This window comes from Paenibacillus baekrokdamisoli (assembly GCF_003945345.1).
Classification (GTDB): Bacteria; Bacillota; Bacilli; order Paenibacillales; family Paenibacillaceae; genus Paenibacillus_Z; species Paenibacillus_Z baekrokdamisoli.
Window position 1 is genome coordinate 905,288 of record NZ_AP019308.1, and the last position, 16,343, is coordinate 921,630.

Genomic DNA, 16,343 nt, shown 5'->3' on the forward strand with positions numbered 1-16,343 from the left:
GCTTCCTATACTATCGCTTAAGCTGAAGGAAATGAAGAAGAAAAAGGCGCTATACATCCTCATTGCACCGTACTTTCTCATATTTTTCCTTTTTACGATCGTACCTGTTGTCTTATCGGTAGTGGTCAGTTTCACGAATTTCAACATGCTGGAGTTTCCCTCCTGGCTTGGCTGGCAGAACTATGCCCGACTGTTCGTTCGTGATGACGTATTCCTCATCGCTCTAAAAAATACGCTCTTATTCGCCGCAATTACAGGTCCCGTCAGCTATGTGATCTGTTTCGTTCTCGCTTGGGTCATCAATGAACTGGGCCCTAAACTTAGGTCATTCGCAACACTCGTTTTTTACGCACCGGCCTTATCTGGTAATGCGTACATCGTGTGGACCTTAATGTTCGGCGGTGACTCCTACGGTTATATCAATGCTTTCCTGATCAAATGGCGGATCATCTTGGAGCCGATTATTTGGTTGAAAGATCCGAAATATATTATGCCGATCATTATTATCGTCCAGCTCTGGCTAAGTCTCGGTACCAGTTTCCTTGCCTTTATCGCCGGTCTGCAGGGTTTGGACAAAACATTGTACGAGGCAGGCGCCATCGATGGGATCCGTAACCGCTGGCAGGAATTATGGTTCATTACCTTACCGTCCATGAAACCTATGCTGATGTTCGGAGCTGTCATGCAAATTAGCGCATCTTTTGCAGTTTCGGAGGTGGCGGTGACGCTGGCCGGGTTCCCAAGCATCAACTATGCCGGCCATACGATCGTTACCCACTTAATGGATTATGGCACAATCCGATATGAGATGGGTTACGCGTCCGCAATCGCTACTGTACTGTTCGCGATTATGCTCGGAACCAATCTCATGGTTAATAAAATGCTGCAGAAAGTCGGTGAATAGCCGATGAAATTGGATCTTCGCCTGGGAAGTAAGAAAATAAGCCTTGGAAGAAAGAAAATAAACCGATCCTGGTACGGCAACATCATGAACGTTCTATTCTTGGGTGCTCTCGGTTATTTCATGGCGCTTCCGCTCGTATTTGTAATCAGCAATGCCTTTAAACCGATCGACGAAATTTTGACGTTTCCTCCTAAATTCTTAGTGCATCGCCCTACGCTGAGCAATTTTTCCGATTTGTACAATCTTTTGTCGGGCTCTTGGGTTCCGTTTTCCCGTTATGTGTTCAACACGTTCTTCATTGCCATCGTCGGTACCGCAGCGCATGTTATTATCGCTTCCATGGCAGCCTACCCGATTGCCAAAAGAAAGTTTCCGGGAAGGACATTCTTGTTTACTATTGTTGTGCTTTCCCTGATGTTCTCGGCCACGGTCACGCAGGTTACCAACTATATGACAATGTCTTGGCTCGGCATGATCGATACATATTGGGCGATCATCATCCCAGCCATCGGTTCTTCACTTGGGTTTTATCTGATGAAGCAGTTCATGGAGAACATTCCGGATACATTGTTGGAAGCGGCACAAATTGATGGCTGCAGTGAGTTCCGCATTTATTGGAACATTGTAATGCCAGTTGTTAAGCCCGCATGGTTAACGCTGATCATTTTCTCCTTCCAATCCTTATGGGGGGCTGGAGGCAGCGTAGGTTCTATGTATATTTACAGCGAGCAGCTCAAATCAATCGATTATGCACTGAGTCAAATTCTTGCCGGTGGAATCATACGGATCGGTCCATCAATGGCTGCAACGCTGCTCTTGATTGCTGTTCCTATTCTCATCTTTGTATTTGCGCAGAGCAATATTATTCAGACGATGTCTACCTCAGGCATGAAAGACTGATCGGAAAGGGGAAGCTTGCCGTGGGTCAAATGAAGAAAGTATTGTTGCTTTTCCTTTTCCTCACCTTTTCGGTCGATATTATGGGTACGGCATCGGCTGCTCCATACGAAGGCTATAACTATTCGTTTTGGGGAGACACGATGACGGCACCGCTCCCGTTTTTGCCGGACCGTCTGGTTGACGGGAATCAATTAAATATCGGCCCTTTCAAGGATCCGGAGGATTTCACTGTAACGAATGATAATGAGATCTATGTCGTCGATACAGGAAACAACCGAATTGTTGCGATGGATGCCAACTGGAAACTGATTCGAGAGATCACTACGTTCCAAAATGGAGACAAAGAGGATGTCTTTAACCAGCCGAGCGGCATCTTCATAAACGATAAACAGCAAATGTATATCGCAGATACCGGCAGCAAACGGATTATCGTGTTGACGCTTGATGGCAAATTTGTCCGGGAAGTAGGCGCACCCAAATCGGATGTGCTTCGAGAAGGCTTCGTCTATATGCCCGCAAAGGTTGTCGTCGATTCGGCCGATCGTATCTATGTCATCAGTACAGGCGGATACGACGGCATCGTACAGTTCAGTTCCGGCGGCACTTTCACCGGCTTTATCGGATTAAGCCAAGTGAGATTCAATCCAGTGGATTTGTTCTGGAAACAAATCTCAACGAAAGAGCAGCGCAGTAAAATGGAGCTGTTCATTCCTTCTGAGTTCAGCAACGTCGATATCGACCAGGACGGATTCCTCTACGCGACTTCAGCCGAGGAATTCGGTACGCCGATGAGACGTCTCAATCCTTCTGGGATCGATGTGCTGCGGCGCGAAGGATATATTCCAATCGCGGGCGATCTTCACGTCGGATTTAACGGCTCCCGTATGGGACCCTCGAAATTCATCAGTGCTGCCGTGGAACCTAACGGGATTTATAGTGCTCTTGATAGTACGCGTGGACGTATCTTTACCTATGATCGGGATGGAAATCTACTCTATCAATTCGGCTCCATCGGTGAACAATTCGGCAATTTCAATAACCCGGTCGAAATCGATACGATGGGTGATCAAATGATCGTACTAGATAAAGGCTTTCGCCAGCTAACCGTATTTAAACCGACCCTCTACGGTAAGGTCGTTAAAGAAGCGGCCATTGCGACGGAGGAAGGTGATGAGAAGAAAGCGACAGCAGCATGGGAAGAGGCAAGGAAATTAAACAATAATCTGGAAATTGCATACCTGGGTGTGGGGAAAACGGAACTGCGCGAAGGAAATAATGTGAAAGCGATGGAAAATTTCAAACTCGGAACGCATCGCAATTACTATTCCCGCGCCTTCGAACGATTCCGTAAAGACTATATGTGGAATCACTTCGGAACGATAGCAGTCATTATTCTCGTGGTTATCGCTGCCATCGTGGTTGCGTTACGTCTACGCAAACCAAAAACGGAAGAACCAGGGGTTATTGGAACGGCATGGGAGACTATTTTTCACCCCTTCCGGGGATTCTGGGACGTCAAATACGAGCAGAAGGGCAGAGTGTGGCTTGCCCTCGTTATCCTGCTGCTTCTCGCCGTGCTTAGTATTTTGAAGCAGCAGTATTCCGGGATCATCTTCAACTTAAATGTCATGGTTTATGATGCCAAGACAATGGATGCAGTAAAGTTCGTCCTGGTGCCGTTCTTCCTTTGGTGTATTGCCAATTGGTCGTTAACGACGTTGATGGACGGGGAAGGGAAATTCAAAGATATCGTTACGGTTACCGGATATGCGTTGGTCCCTTTGGTGCTCGTTCAGGTTCCGCTCATTGTGCTGTCCAATATCCTTACGGTAAAAGAAGCTTCTTTCCATGCACTGCTTCAGAATTTCGCAGGGATCTGGTTCCTGTGGTTGATCTTTGTCGGTATGCAGACTGTGCATCAATATACAATTAAGAAGACGGTCGTGACGATGGGGCTCACGATGGTCGTCATCGGTATTTTCCTTTTCATTGGACTGTTGTTTACTGCACTGCTTCAAGAAATGCTTGCTTTCGGATCCACCATTTATAAAGAGGCCATGTTTAGGATTGGAGAGGGATGATTCTATGAGAAAACACAAGAAAATAGTATCATTCCTGGTCATTGCCGCTTTAATTGCCGGATATGTCTATTGGAGCAACCTTGGATTAAAAGCGGAGGATATTCCTGCTTATTCACCGGTGAAGGTCGATCTGTCCGGCGCAAAGGTGACGACTGCCGAGTTCTCCATCCAGACCCATCCGGATCTGCCGGATATGGAAGCCATGATGGAAAATGATTCACTAGTGTTCCTCATGAATAAGAAAACGGCCGAATTCGGTATTGTTGACAAAAGAAACCAGCAGGTCTGGAGCTCGAATCCGCTGGATCGCGACTTCGATTCGATCGCTTCCGGTGCGAATCTAGGTAAATTGGCTTCGCAGATGTCGCTCGTTTATCTGACGAAGAACGGACAAACCAAAGATTTAGACAGCTATAACGACAGCGTTCAATATGAACAAGTAGAAGTCAAGCAAGAAGCTAATCGCGTGAGAGCTACTTATCTGTTCGGGAGTCCGACCAAAGGACTTGATGAGGTGATTCCGACCAAAATCAGCAAGCAACGGCTTGAAGAGAAGGTAATGTCTAAGCTGGATCAGGATGGAAAGGATGAGGTCGATTCCCGGTTTGGTTTGGATGAGTCCACCAATACGATCTACGAGCGGCGGGATATTCCCAAAGCAGCCGTTCAGACGCTCATTGATCTTTTTAAACAAGCGGGCTACACAGAAGCAGACCTAGCTTTCGATAACAAGGAGAATAAGGTCGACACTGTGGGATCGGGTGACGCTAAATTCACCGTATCGCTGGAGTATGCGCTCGACGGAGACCAGTTTGTCGCGTCGGTTGATACCTCAACGATCAAAGAAACTTCGCCTTACCGTATTCAGACGATCGCGCTATTGGAATATTTCGGAGCTGCCAATGAGAACGACCAAGGTTATATGTTCGTGCCCGACGGCTCAGGCTCACTTATCAATCTGAATAACGGGCGCAACACGATCAACGCTCAACCGATTGTCATCTCCCTATATGGTGAAGATGGTGCTTTGGACAAACGACTGAAGTATTCCGACTATCTTCCCGCAAGGCTTCCCGTATTCGGTATGAAGAAGAATGACCAAGCCTTGTTCGGAATCATTGAAGAGGGAGATACGCTTGGGAAAATATCAGCGGACGTGAGTGGAAGGCAGAATGCCTACAACTCGGTCAACAGCCGGTTTACAATTCTACCGAGTGACAGCGTTAGGCTGTCGAATGATGAAACGGTAATCAAAATGCCGAAAAATAGTTACCGTGGAAAATTACAGGTTCGGTATTCCTTCTTGTATGGGGATCAGGCCAATTACTCCGGGATGGCTAACGTTTACCGCAATTATTTAGTTCAGAAGTACGGGTTGAAAAAGCTTCCGGCAGAAGGGGATGTACCTTTCTATCTGGATCTTACCGGTGGCATTCCCAAAAATAAAAACCTGCTGGGGTTCGAGTATCGTTCTTTGGTTCCGCTTAGTCCGTTCGATAAAGCACAGCAGTTAATTAGCCAACTAAATGACAAACAGATCCGGAATATACAGTTGAAATATGAGGGCTGGTTTAATAATGGACTGAATCATGACGTTACCACTCAAGTGAAACTGGATTCAGCGCTCGGAAGCAAAAAGGAATGGCAGCAGCTTGCGGAGCAGTTGAAGAAAACGAACGGTCAGCTGTATCCTGATGTCGCTTTTCTGCATGCTTACGGTGGAAATATCAACCCTTCGAAGGATGCCGTGCAGCTTCTTTCGCGGAAAATCAGGGACGTTTATATTTTCGATGCCCCGACATACTGGAAGGATTACAGTAAATTCTCGCACTACATTTTATCTCCGAGCGTGCTGGGAACCATGGTCTCGGATTTCTCGAGCGGCTATAAGAAGTATAATCCCGGAGGCATATCATTGCGTGATCTAGGAGACGAAATTGATTCCGATTTTCGTCCGAGCAGGGAAGTTACGAGGGAGGATTCCAAACACATCATCACCGAGCAGCTGAAACAAATTAAAGCGGAGTCCCCGAACGTGATGGTAAACGGCGGCAACGAATATGCCATCCCTTTTGCGAATCACATTCTGAATATGCCGCAATCAAGCAATGAATTCATGCTTTCTAACGAATCTGTTCCGTTCATGGAGATGGTCCTTCATGGTTATGTGGAGTATGCAGGCAAACCCTTTAATCTTCAAGATGACCAGGATATCCGCAAGAATGTGCTGAAGTCGCTGGAAACGGGTTCTAATGTCTATTACAGCTGGGTTCTCGCCAATGTTAGTACGATCAAAGAGACTTACGGTTATGACGCGATGTACTCTAATGGGTACGAATCTTGGCTGCAAGAAGCTACCTTGGCTTATGGAGAAGTCAATGAGATTTTGAAGCAGGTGAAGGGGCAGGCAATCGTGTCGCACCAGAAGGTGGAGGAAGGCGTCTATAAAACGACTTTCGAAAACGGAAAATCGATTATCGTCAATTATGGAAGCCAAACGGTTGAGGTGGACGGTACAGCGGTTGAAGCCGGGAATTATAAGTTCGTGGGGGTAAATCAATGATGAACATGCGGAAACTCAGCCTAGCACGAAAAAAAGAACTTTTCGGATTTTTATTCGTCGCCCCCTGGTTGTTCGGTTTTCTACTATTATTGGTCGTACCGCTTTACCAATCGATCCGCTTCAGTTTTAGCAAATTGACGATTGAAGTCACTGGATATGCGATCAAAAATGTCGGGTTTGAGAATTACAGAACAGCGCTGCTTTCCGATCCCTGGTTCAACCGCATTCTAACCGAAGCCATTTCGCAGATGGTTCTAAACGTGCCTCTTATCATTTTCTTCAGCTTGTTTGCAGCAACCTTGCTTTCGCAGAAATTCAGAGGTCGGGCGTTTGCGAGAGCCGTGTTTTTCCTTCCGGTCGTACTTGCTTCAGGGGTCATTGCCAGTTTAGACGCCAGCAACTTGCTGGGTCAATTCATGAGCAGCGCGAGTACGAATCTGGAAGGTAACTTCTCGGGATTTAAGAGCGTGGATTTGAAGCCTCTGCTGTTTGAAGCCGGGTTGGATCGAAGCATTGTGGAATATTTGACTGGAGCGGTTGATCGGATTTACCAGATTATCAGCTCCTCAGGCGTACAGATAATGATCTTCCTGGCCGGTCTTCAATCCATATCTCCTTCGCTCTATGAAGCGGCTAAGATGGAGGGGGCAACGGGGTATGAATCGTTCTGGAAAATCACCTTTCCAATGGTGACTCCACTTATATTGACGAACACGGTCTATTCGATTATAGATTCCTTCTACAACAATGGCGTAACGCATTACATGCAGGGCATTACGTTCCAGCAATTGAACTTCGGTCTGAGCGCAGCGATGTCCTGGATCTATTTTATTGTGATAACCGTTATACTGTTGATTTCAACCTACGCGCTTTCCAAACGAGTATTCTACCAAAACTAAGAGAAGGGAGGAACGACTCTTGAAAACTAACGTGCAGCTGATCAAAACTTCCTTGAACCGCCGCGCTTTCGAATTAAGCAAATGGCTCTACGAGAGCAATCCGGTAGATAAATCGAAGTATTGGCTCTGGGTGCTTGTTCGCACCGTGCTTATATTCGGGATCTGCTTCGTTATCTTGGCCCCTGTCCTGTTGAAGATATCGGTTGCTTTTAAAGACCAAGTCGATATTTTTGACTCGTCGGTTATGTGGATCCCTCGGCATTTTACACTGGACAATATTAAACTGATGATCGAGAGGATGGACTATTGGAAAGCCATCACCGCCACTTTCACCTTAAGCGCAGGGGCCTCCATCTTGCAGTTGATCTCATGTGCATTGGCCGGTTATGGATTCGCGCGTCTGCCGTTCCGGGGCAGTGCGATTCTATTCCTCCTCGTGATTTTTACAATCGTGATTCCGCCGCAGACGATTATGGCACCAACATATCTTCATTTTCGATTCTTTGATGTATTCGGGCTGTTCCATTTATTTACGGGTAGTGCCGGCATTAATTTACTAGAGAGTTATTGGCCTACCTTTATTTCATCTGCACTGGCGATGGGGATGAAAAATGGATTGTATATCTTTATTTTTCGGCAATTTTTCCGAGGCCTTCCGAAAGAGCTGGAAGAGGCGTCCTATGTTGACGGAGCGGGCATTCTCAGAACCTTCTCTAAGGTCATGCTTCCAAATGCGGTACCGGCCATTTCCACTGTTTTTCTGTTCTCCTTTGTATGGCAGTGGAACGATGATTACTTCGTCAACATCTTTATGGCGAATACGGTCTCGCTCTCCAGGCAGCTGGGGATGCTGACCTCTATTGCACGGCCGGAATATGTCGGAGGGTTTGCCTATGCTTCTATGCTGATCAATACAGGAGCGCTGCTCGGCATTGCGCCCATATTCCTCCTATACTTGTACGCGCAAAAGTATTTCGTGGAAAGCGTTGAACGGGCGGGCCTTGTCGGTTAATTAACGAAGTTGGGAAGTGAAATAGATTTGGAGGAATCAGTCGAATTTGACCGTCACGAGAATATGTTTCTCTTATGCGATCGATTAGGAATCGGGAAGCCCTCTGAACCTTTACATCGGGTAACCGGCGGTTTGATGCATCGCATGTATAAGATGAATACGTCTAAGGGCGTTTTTGCGGTCAAGGTTTTAAACGCTGAAGTGATGACAAGAGCCGGTGTATGGGATAATTACCGATTGTCGGAGAAAATCTCCAGAGCGGCTTTTCAAGCCGGTTTGCCTTCAGTGCCGGCATTAACGGTGGATGGTGAACCGCTGCTATACATCGATGGTTTGCACTTCATGGTTTTCCAGTGGATCAAGGGGTCGATGTTACCATCGACTCCTGCTAAGCCGGAACATTGCGGAATTATGGGTCGCCTGTTAGCTCGTATTCATGCATTGAAGCTAGACTTTTCAATGGTTAAAATAACTAGCGAAGTGGCGGATTTCAACTGGAAATCTTTGCTGAACAGAGGAAGAGAGATCGCGGCGCCTTGGGCGGAAGCGGACTCTACCCTCTTGGAATTGCACGAGTGGACTTCAGCCTATGAAGCTGCACATGATGCGTTGAATCGTCATCTCGTGTTCAGTCATCGTGATCTAGACCAGAAAAATGTATTGTGGATGGATGAAGTAAGTCCTGCCTTGATTGATTGGGAAGCCGCCGGACCGATCAACCCTGTACAAGAGCTGGTTAGCACTGCCCTGGATTGGGCTGGTGTGCAGGCGGGAGCAGTGAACCGCGACGCTTTCATGGCCTTCATTAATGGGTATTTGGATCGTGGAGGAACCGTCATGACGGAATGGCGGGCAGCCATAAACGGCGGTCTTATCGGGCAGCTTCAATGGCTGGCGTATAATATGCGGCGATCACTGGGTGAGGCATTGTCCGAACCAGAAGATCAGGAGGTAGGAACCCGGGAGTCCGTCCGAACATTAATGTCTCTGCGTGAAATAACCCGGAATCGGGAAGTTTGGTGTGAATGGTTGGAGGGTTAATAACGTAGAAGGCCGCTGCGCGGACGGATCATTCTTACGATCGCTGTTGTCTCCCTATTTCTTGATTCTATCCCTTAGGGGTAGAAATACGGAGACAAAGGCGAACGCTATCGCTTCTTCAGAACGATTCCGTCCGCTTCGCTAGGCACTTCGTGATTGTAACCACTGATTAGCATGGTGCGAAGAAGCCCGCTGCGCGGACGGATCATTCTTACGATCGCTGTTGTCTCCCTATTTCTTGATTCTAGCCCTTAGGGGTAGAAATACGGAGACAAAGGCGAACGCTATCGCTTCTTCAGAACGATTCCGTCCGCTTCGCTAGGTACTTCGTGATTGTAACCACTGATTAGCATGGTGCGTAGAAGGCCGCAGCGCGGACGGATCATTCTTACGATCGCTGTTGTCTCCCTATTTCTTGATTCTATCCCTTAGGGGTAGAAATAAGGAGACAAAGGCGAACGCTATCGCTTCTTCAGAACGATTCCGTCCGCTCCGCGAGGCACTTCGTGATTGTAACCACTGATTAGCATGGTGCGTAGAAGCCCGCTGCGCGGACGGATCATTCTTACGATCGCTGTTGTCTCCCTATTTCTTGATTCTATCCCTTAGGGGTAGAAATAAGGAGACAAAGGCGAACGCTATCGCTTCTTCAGAACGATTCCGTCTGCTTCGCTAGGTACTTCGTGATTGTAACCAATGATTATAGTTTAGAGCCTAAAAAACATGAAAAGACTGTCCCCGCAATTGAGACTGAACACGGGGGCAGTCTTGATAATAATTAAAGAGATTATATTTAATCCGCTGTCACACGAAGGTCGAAGCCGACCTCAAACATTCGCTTCCAAGGAAGAATAACATTGTCCAGCATCAGTCGTTCCAGTCTGAAATCTTGTAAATACTGAGCAAGGAACGCTTCCATCTTGGAGTGGATTAATCCGGCCAGTTGATCATGAATGGAAGCCACATCGAAGTAGTTACCTCCCAATTCTTCCAAATGATTCGCGGCTATATCGGCACGAATGATAGCCTGATAGCCCCAATCTTCCACAAGCCGGGATAAATAAAAGGCCTCGCTATTACGGGAACGGTCAGGTTTTTGTACAGCGTCGTTTGTTCTGTAGTAGGATTCTACAATGGCATGAGCGATAACCGTTCCAAGTGTATTACCCGAGGTGTTCCAACCGGCGTAGGCAGACAGTTTGGGCAGCAGCCCGGAACCCGACAGCAGCTTCAGAAGAGGCTCATCCGAGCCGTTGCAGACGGCAACATCAGCGAGTGCCACCATGAAGCCTTTTTCCGCATATACACGAATTGCCTGAGCGAATTCGCGAAGATTCACTTCCGAGAAGTAGGAGGAATGCCTTTCACGGAAAAGCTGGGTCGTTTCCGCCATCTCATACTGCCCGACGGGTGGAGAGTTTACCATCAAGACGAAGTCGGCTTCCCTGGCATGATCTCCGATAAATCCGCCAGCAGCGGTGATCTGGCATTTCAGACTTTCTCCCAAACTGCGATCCTCATATTTCGGGATTGCGAAGGGTCCAGAGGTCGACGAGAAACGTGTGTATATCTCCGGCCGGTAGTTTTTAATTTCGCAGAATACTCTGGCAAACAACGTACATCCAATTTCATCGGCTCCAGGATAAAGATGTACGCGGTCGAAGAGTCCTTTCTCCTCAATGACGTACAGGAGTTGACGCTGCTCGGAAGAGGAATAGCCGTATTTTGCATTATCGTCGAGCGGGATGATCAGGAAATCGATGAAGCCTTCTTTCACCAAATCGATGGCCATATTATTCACCGCTGTGTTCGTCCGCCGACGTTCGATAAAATCTTGCAGAACATGCTCAGGCAGACGGGATAAGAGTGCGTCGAATTCCAACCGCTCGGCTTCATTCATTCCATCTCTAGCCTGCTTGTCCTGAAGCCAACCGTTTCGGGCTAGATCCGTTCCGTGATCTGCGTAATAGTCAGGTTCTTCGTCGCTGCTGCTGTAAGCAGGAGCGCGCATGATCAGGTTAAAAGCATAAATTCGGAGGTTTGGATTTTTTTTCTTGCACTCGACAATGGTGGCCAATCTGGCCCGGCAGTCATCTTCTGTAAGATGATGCAGTCTGGATGGGACAATGCCGCCATATACAAGCATGTCGAGCGAAACGATGATCACATCTGTCTGGGTCGACTGTTCCAGTATCCACTGGGATAATGCCGCAGTATTCGCGGGCTGCTTCTTAGCCCCGAGCATCGATACAGGGGGGGACATCAGATCGAGATCGGAAGCTTGGGCGATTTGTTGGGGGAACTTGGCGTTACAGGGTCTTTCATCTAGAGGAACATAGAGAATTCGTGACATAGGGGCCTCCCGAGAAATAGTTTTCCTCATTATAGCACAGCTTTTAAATAAAAAATCCGAAATATTACTAAAAAATAAATAAAAAAACTTTAATAAATTACTTGTTATTGCTATAATGATAAGGTATAAGATTGGAGGTGAAATTCACCGAAAGTTATGATGATAAACAAATATACCAACATGAAAATAGGTGAGCTCATGAACAATAGTCTGATTTCCAATCTGAAGCACGGATTGATCGTCTCCTGTCAGGCATTGGAGCAAGAGCCTCTGTATGGTTCGGCAAAGATGCTATCGATGGCAATGGCCGCACAAGAAGGCGGGGCAGTCGCAATTCGGGCCAATACCCCTCGAGATATCGCCGCCATCAAAAGTAAATGCGCGCTGCCGATTATCGGATTGTATAAAAAACATTATCCCGGTTCAGATGTATACATTACACCCACCCTTCTTGAAATCAAGGAGATTGTTGAAGCGGGGGCGGATTTTGTCGCTATCGATGCGACAATGCTTGCTCGTCCCAATGGGATTTTGCTAAAGGAATTCATACCTTCCATACGAAAAAATTTCCCCAGCACCCTTATCGTAGCGGATATCTCCACGTTCGAAGAGGGAGTCGCTGCCATGGACTTGGGGGTTGATGTAGTGTCGACGACCATGTCTGGTTATACCCCGTATAGCTTGCAGCAAGAGCCGCCTGATATCGCGTTGGTAGCCCGATTATCCGCGCTTGGGACAACACCGATTCTGGCTGAAGGTCGAATCTGGACACCTGAGGAATGTGTTGCTTGTCTGGATGCTGGTGCTCATGCAGTTGTCGTGGGAACGGCCATTACTCGCCCTCAGGAAATCACAAAAAAATTCGTAAAATCGATTGATCATTTTTTGAAAACATAACATTGTCCGATATTATGTGGGGCAAGTTTGGGGGATATCAATGAATGAGCTTCTACCGAAAGGCATGAACGTATTATGGGTCGATTTCTTGGCGAATGGAGTGCGTCTTGCCGATCCCGAATATCGAAAAAAAATGGTGCGCCAAGCAAAGGAGTCCGGAATCACGCACTTGGTTGTGGATGCAAAAATCCCATACGGGCATACGACGTATCCAAGCCGATACGCTCTTCATGTGGGCGGCTGGTCTGACGGCCGTTTCCAAGCTTGGGCTGACAAGGACTTTTTAAGAGAGATGATATACGAGGCTCGCGCGGTAGACTTGAAAATATTTGCGAATGTCGACGTGTTTGCGGAAGGGACGAAAAAAACGAGGGACGGTTTGGCCTTTGAGAAAAAGGAGTGGCAGGTCGTTTACGTAAACTCGGAATCATCTAATTTGTCTGCCTACTCAGAAAATCATGATGATGACACCGTCTTTGTAAACCCGATCCATCCCGAAGTCGTCAGCCATCAGCTCTCCATCCTGGAAGAAATCGTTTCTGCTTACGATATTGATGGGATCGTGCTTGATCGATGTCGGTATCCGAACGTGCATGCCGACTTTAGTGAACGGAGCAAAATAAGCTTCGAGTCTTATATCGGACAACAAATCGAGCAATGGCCTGCGGATATTCTGGAACCCGGGTCAGGTGGGATGAGAGATCAAATCAAACGGGGAAAGTGGTTCCCACAATGGACAGAATGGCGAGCGCTCAATATCAAGAAGTTCGTGCAGCAAGCCAAATCGGTCGTAAAATCAACTCGTTCCGATTGTTTGTTCGGAATCTATGTTGGTTCCTGGTATCCACTCTACTATCAAGAAGGCGTAAACTGGGCAAGCGAATCGTATCGAGCTGATTTGCCTTGGACATCTACGGATTATCATCGCAGCGCTTATGCCGACGAACTTGAATTTATCATGACGGGCTGCTATTACCCGGAGGTTACTGTGGAGGAAGCTTCGGCTAACCAAAGACCAGCTTCATGGTACAGCGTAGAAGGAGCCATCAACATGAGTCTGGAAGCGATCAATAATCGGATTCCGGTAATCGCGAGCCTCTATTTGAATGATTACGACAATAATTCTCAGCAGTTCGGCAAGGCGGTTCGCATGTGCCGGGAGAGGACTCATGGAGTTATGCTGTTCGATGCGGTATATCTGGAAAGCTACGGTTGGTGGCAAGAACTGAAACCGTTACTTCAAAGAAGTTGATCGTCCTTCGGAGCGAGGATGGATCCGTTAGTCAACAGCATTTAGCCAGAATGAGAGTGAGTATCTGTTCTGACTAAATGCTGCTGCTTACCAAATATTCAATTGATGAGCCTTGCTGAGCAAGGTTTTTTATTGTTTTGGCCTTTATCCCTGTGCTTTGGGAGGTGGCAGGTTGCTCTTTGACCGTCTGCCTTCAAATTTCAGTTTGCGCTGAATGGTACCTAGTACAAGGTCAGCGACAATCGCCAGCAGTGCCGCAGGAATCGCGCCAGCAAAGATACGAAGTGAGTTGCCGTTATTGATCCCAGCATAAATCTCGCGGCCTAGGCCGTTTCCGCCAATGAGCGGAGCGATTGTTGCAACACCAATAGCGATAACGGCGGATATTCTCAGGCCTGTCATCATGTAGGTGAGTGCGAGCGGGAAACGAATTTGGAACAATATCTGCAGCCGACTCATGCCAACTCCTCGCCCAGCCTCCACGTAGCTGGGATTAACCTGCTTCAGACCGACAAAGGTATTGCGTACAATCGGATTGAGTGAATAGAGGAACAGTCCGACAGTAACAGTGCTTGACCCAAGCCCCATTATAAGCAGGAGAAGCACCAGCATCGCTAAGCTCGGGACAACTTGCAAAATATTGGTCACGGTGAGAATTAACCGCTCCCATATACGGTTACGCGTACAGAGTGCTCCTAGAGGAACACCAACAATGAAGGCAAGACCGACACCAATAAGCACCATCAAGATATGCGCATAAAGGTATCCTAACAGCATCCCGGAATTCCGCTGTACATAATCGATGAAATCCCAGAAGTTCAGATGTCGCTCAGTCATTCTTTATTACCCCTTACTCTTAAGTAGACCGACTCGCTTCAAGTAGGCGAGCGCAACCTCTCGTTCACTTTTTTTCTCCATATCAACTTCATAGTTCAAATCAATCATTGTTTCCACATTAATCGTTCCGATCAGCTCTGATACGGCAGCTGCTGCATCCGGATGCTTCTTGGCAGCATCATTGCGCATAACCGTAGAAGCATCATAGGGAGGGAAGAAATGTTTGTCATCCTTTAGCGTCTTTAGCTTATAGGCTTTTAGACGCGAGTCTGTGGAATAGGCTAGAACGATATCCACCTGATTTTGAGTAGCCGCTTTGTAGACCAGGCTCAGCTCCATTGGGAATATGGTTCCAAAGGTGATTCCATAATACTTGGAGAATGCCGGATATCCATCTGTCGACCGTTCGAGCCAAGATGTATCAACACCGAGCCGCATGTTCTTCGCATCGGGTTTGATATCAGAAATTTTCTCATACCCTTTTGCTTGAGCTACTTCCTCCCGTACGGTAAAGGCATACGTATTCTCAAACCCCAAGGGATTCATCCATTTTAAGTCGTAATATTTATTAAAGCCTGTTTGTGCCTGTTCGAGCACTTTCTTACGGTCTTTCGTGTTTTGTATAGGGAAATGCTTGTTGAAGATTTCACCGGAATAAAGGGTTCCCATTTGAAGATCGCCTCGTATGATCGCCTGAAGAACGACTGGACTGGAAGCCAGGTCCGGTATAATCTCCACGCTAACGTCTGTCCGATCCTCAATAAGTGCTTTGTACATCTCTGCTAATATTTTGGTTTCGGTAAAGGTTTGTGCACCGATTACGATTTTATTCCCTGTCCCGCACCCATTAAGTACGGTCATCGTGGTGATTAGGCACAGTGCAATCGTGACTTTATGAATCGTGACTTTTTTCCGTTTCTTTGTCATCGTCTCTCTCCTTGCTGTTATACCGATACTCTTGTTCTCTGCCCGAACCGTCCAGTCAGCCATCTCTCAAGCATCCCGAGCAATAGGTCTACCAGTAAGGCAAGTATGATCGCACCCAAAGCACCTGTAACGATTAGCTCTGGTTTGTTGACAGCTAGCCCGGATATAATCAATTGGCCGAGACCTCCTGCACCGATTAAGGTAGCAAGCGTTGCCCAGCTTATGATGTAGACCATGGTAACTCGAACGCCCGACATGATAAAAGGAAGCGAAAGAGGGAGCTGGATGCGAAGGATGCGCTGCATCGTTCCATAACCCATTCCTCTGGCAGATTCGAGTACATACTTATCGACGGACTCAAAGCCGTCATACGTGTTGCGTAGAATCGGCATAATGCTGTACAGAAGCAAAGCGACAATCGCTGGTTTGGTGCCGATTCCCATAAGAGGAATAAGAACGGCTAGCAATGCCAGACTTGGTACGGTTTGCAGGAGGTTCGCGATGAAGAAAACAATACGGTTCACCCATCCGATCTTGTTATACACCAGCGCAATTCCAGTTGGAACGGCGATAATAGTACCCAAAATGATCGCAATGAGTGAGATCGTCAAATGCTGCTGAAGAGCATGTAGGATGTCAGTGTGACGTTCCTGCAAAAATTTCCAGTAATCATACAT

Annotated in this window: 13 protein-coding genes; 9 read left to right on the plus strand and 4 right to left on the minus strand. The window is 47.2% G+C overall.

The genetic code is table 11. The annotated features are described in order from the left end of the window. Nucleotides 1–31: 31 nt before the first annotated feature. The 7 genes from EKN16_RS03850 to EKN16_RS03880 are packed head-to-tail and all read left to right on the plus strand — an operon-like array spanning nucleotide 32 to nucleotide 9,400. Nucleotides 32–904 (plus strand): carbohydrate ABC transporter permease, encoded by an 873-nt coding sequence (locus EKN16_RS03850; RefSeq protein ID WP_125653787.1) that lies wholly within the window; start codon nucleotides 32–34, stop codon nucleotides 902–904. 3 nt (nucleotides 905–907) lie between these two features. Beyond that, the gene (locus tag EKN16_RS03855) at nucleotides 908–1,804 is read left to right on the plus strand and encodes a carbohydrate ABC transporter permease (protein ID WP_125653788.1); all 897 of its coding nucleotides are present in this window, start codon (nucleotides 908–910) and stop codon (nucleotides 1,802–1,804) included. 29 nt (nucleotides 1,805–1,833) lie between these two features. Then, on the plus strand, nucleotides 1,834–3,885 hold the full coding sequence (locus tag EKN16_RS03860) for a YIP1 family protein (RefSeq protein ID WP_125653789.1): 2,052 nt from the start codon (nucleotides 1,834–1,836) through the stop codon (nucleotides 3,883–3,885). 4 nt (nucleotides 3,886–3,889) lie between these two features. Next, the gene (locus EKN16_RS03865) at nucleotides 3,890–6,448 is read left to right on the plus strand and encodes a DUF5696 domain-containing protein (protein ID WP_125653790.1); all 2,559 of its coding nucleotides are present in this window, start codon (nucleotides 3,890–3,892) and stop codon (nucleotides 6,446–6,448) included. Further along, entirely contained in the window at nucleotides 6,445–7,347 is a 903-nt protein-coding gene (locus EKN16_RS03870) for a carbohydrate ABC transporter permease (protein WP_331852367.1), read from the plus strand. Before EKN16_RS03865 ends, EKN16_RS03870 begins: the two co-directional genes overlap by 4 nt. A 19-nt stretch (nucleotides 7,348–7,366) precedes the next feature. Further along, a complete protein-coding gene (locus EKN16_RS03875; protein WP_232016206.1) occupies nucleotides 7,367–8,359 on the plus strand; it encodes a carbohydrate ABC transporter permease in 993 nt (330 codons plus the stop codon). Between the two features lie 27 nt (nucleotides 8,360–8,386). Beyond that, entirely contained in the window at nucleotides 8,387–9,400 is a 1,014-nt protein-coding gene (locus EKN16_RS03880; RefSeq protein ID WP_164522666.1) for a phosphotransferase, read from the plus strand. 793 nt (nucleotides 9,401–10,193) lie between these two features. Here EKN16_RS03880 and EKN16_RS03885 read toward each other — a convergent pair. Then, entirely contained in the window at nucleotides 10,194–11,753 is a 1,560-nt protein-coding gene (locus EKN16_RS03885; protein WP_125653792.1) for a DUF4127 family protein, read from the minus strand. A gap of 180 nt (nucleotides 11,754–11,933) precedes the next feature. Here EKN16_RS03885 and EKN16_RS03890 point away from each other — a divergent pair, with 180 nt between their 5' ends. Both EKN16_RS03890 and EKN16_RS03895 read left to right on the plus strand, forming a co-directional pair. Next, nucleotides 11,934–12,650: an N-acetylmannosamine-6-phosphate 2-epimerase gene (locus EKN16_RS03890; protein ID WP_232016208.1), complete on the plus strand. Its 717-nt coding sequence runs from the start codon at nucleotides 11,934–11,936 to the stop codon at nucleotides 12,648–12,650. A 40-nt stretch (nucleotides 12,651–12,690) separates the two neighbouring features. After that, on the plus strand, nucleotides 12,691–13,902 hold the full coding sequence (locus EKN16_RS03895) for an alpha amylase family protein (protein WP_125653793.1): 1,212 nt from the start codon (nucleotides 12,691–12,693) through the stop codon (nucleotides 13,900–13,902). 144 nt (nucleotides 13,903–14,046) lie between these two features. On the opposite strand, the gene EKN16_RS03900 is transcribed toward EKN16_RS03895, so the two are convergent. From EKN16_RS03900 to EKN16_RS03910, 3 genes are read right to left on the minus strand one after another with little or no spacing between them, the layout of a single operon-like run. Further along, nucleotides 14,047–14,739, minus strand: a complete 693-nt coding sequence (locus EKN16_RS03900) for an ABC transporter permease (RefSeq protein WP_125653795.1) — start codon at nucleotides 14,737–14,739, stop codon at nucleotides 14,047–14,049. 6 nt (nucleotides 14,740–14,745) lie between these two features. Then, nucleotides 14,746–15,666, minus strand: a complete 921-nt coding sequence (locus tag EKN16_RS03905) for a glycine betaine ABC transporter substrate-binding protein (RefSeq protein WP_179955613.1) — start codon at nucleotides 15,664–15,666, stop codon at nucleotides 14,746–14,748. 17 nt (nucleotides 15,667–15,683) lie between these two features. Further along, nucleotides 15,684–16,343 carry an ABC transporter permease gene (locus EKN16_RS03910; RefSeq protein ID WP_125653797.1) on the minus strand — a complete coding sequence of 220 codons (660 nt, stop codon included), beginning with the start codon at nucleotides 16,341–16,343 and terminating at the stop codon, nucleotides 15,684–15,686.

Excerpts from the sequence above, each read along its gene's own strand:
- EKN16_RS03850 (WP_125653787.1), top strand. The coding sequence starts at position 32 with ATGAAGAAGAAAAAGGCGCTATACATCCTCATTGCACCGTACTTTCTC.
- EKN16_RS03855 (WP_125653788.1), top strand. The coding sequence starts at position 908 with ATGAAATTGGATCTTCGCCTGGGAAGTAAGAAAATAAGCCTTGGAAGA.
- EKN16_RS03860 (WP_125653789.1), top strand. The coding sequence starts at position 1,834 with ATGAAGAAAGTATTGTTGCTTTTCCTTTTCCTCACCTTTTCGGTCGAT.
- EKN16_RS03865 (WP_125653790.1), top strand. The coding sequence starts at position 3,890 with ATGAGAAAACACAAGAAAATAGTATCATTCCTGGTCATTGCCGCTTTA.
- EKN16_RS03870 (WP_331852367.1), top strand. The coding sequence starts at position 6,445 with ATGATGAACATGCGGAAACTCAGCCTAGCACGAAAAAAAGAACTTTTC.
- EKN16_RS03885 (WP_125653792.1), bottom strand. The coding sequence starts at position 11,753 with ATGTCACGAATTCTCTATGTTCCTCTAGATGAAAGACCCTGTAACGCC.
- EKN16_RS03890 (WP_232016208.1), top strand. The coding sequence starts at position 11,934 with ATGAAAATAGGTGAGCTCATGAACAATAGTCTGATTTCCAATCTGAAG.
- EKN16_RS03895 (WP_125653793.1), top strand. The coding sequence starts at position 12,691 with ATGAATGAGCTTCTACCGAAAGGCATGAACGTATTATGGGTCGATTTC.
- EKN16_RS03900 (WP_125653795.1), bottom strand. The coding sequence starts at position 14,739 with ATGACTGAGCGACATCTGAACTTCTGGGATTTCATCGATTATGTACAG.
- EKN16_RS03905 (WP_179955613.1), bottom strand. The coding sequence starts at position 15,666 with ATGACAAAGAAACGGAAAAAAGTCACGATTCATAAAGTCACGATTGCA.
- EKN16_RS03910 (WP_125653797.1), bottom strand. The coding sequence starts at position 16,343 with ATGTATGATTACTGGAAATTTTTGCAGGAACGTCACACTGACATCCTA.